The organism is Streptomyces lushanensis (assembly GCF_001700515.1).
GTDB classification, from domain to species: Bacteria; Actinomycetota; Actinomycetes; order Streptomycetales; family Streptomycetaceae; genus Streptomyces; species Streptomyces lushanensis.
Genome location: NZ_MAUD01000542.1, coordinates 1 through 1,084, shown reverse-complemented (window position 1 = coordinate 1,084; position 1,084 = coordinate 1). Strand labels below are relative to the sequence as shown.

General features: G+C 74.4%; 1 pseudogene. It reads left to right on the top strand.

Annotated features, from left to right (window positions below):
* Window positions 1–49: 49 nt before the first annotated feature.
* A pseudogene (locus tag BFF77_RS31015) lies at window positions 50–1,084 on the top strand (ATP-binding protein); the annotation flags it as partial.

Here is a 1,084-nt window from a genome sequence, read left to right as displayed (position 1 = left end):
GGCGGGCCGGCCGGCTGCTGCGGGTCAAGTGCCGTGCCAGACTGGCGCCATGGGAGCCACGCGACCGTCCATGCAGGAGCGGATCCGGCGCCGCAGACACGCGTCCTTCGTCGGACGGCGGCGGGAGCTGGCGCTGTTCCGGGAGAATCTCGACCTTCCGCCGGACGACGAACGCCACCGGTTCCTGTTCCATGTCAGGGGCAACGCGGGGGTCGGCAAGACCTCGCTGGTACGGGAGTGGGAGCAACTCGCTCGGGAACGCGGGGCGCTGACCGCGTACACCGACGAGGCCGTGGCCGGGGTGCCGGAGGCGATGGCCGCGATCAGCGAGCAGTTCGGGCGGCAGGGCAGACCGCTCAAGGCACTGGACAGGGCGCTCGCGACCTACCGGCAGCGGCGGTTCGAGGTGGAGTCGGCCGCGATGACCGCCGGATCGCCGGCCGGGGCGGCCGGGCCGTCGGGCGGGCCGCCGGGCGGTGTTCCGGCCGGGCCGTCGGCCGGTGCCCGGGCCGTCGCCGCGGCGGGGCTGGCCGGGCTGGGCCTGGTGCCGGGCGTCGGCGCGCTCGCCGGGGCGGCCGATCCGGCACAGGTGGCCGAGGGCGCGGACCGGTTGCGGGCGGCGGTCGCGGCCCGGCTGCGCGGACACGAGGACACGGAGCTGGTGCTGTCACCGCTGCGGGTGCTCACTCCCGTCCTGGTCTCGGAGATACGGCGGGCCGGCGCCGACGCGCCCTGGATCACGCTCTTCTTCGACACCTACGAACGCACCGGACCGTATCTGGACGTCTGGTTGCGCGATCTGATCACCACCGAGCGGTACGGCGCGCTGCCCGACCATGTCGTGGTCACGCTCGCCGGACAGCGCCGGCTGGACCTCGGCTGCTGGGGCGACCATCTGGACGCGGTGACCGATCTGCCTCTCGATCCCTTCACGGAAAGCGAGGCACGGCAGTTGCTCGCCGACAAGGGCGTCGTGGACGAGCCGGTCGTACGGGACGTGCTGCGGCTCTCCGGCCGGCTGCCCGTCCTTGTCTCCACGCTCGCCAGCAACCGCCCGGCCGGCCCGGGCGGTTGCTGGCGAGCG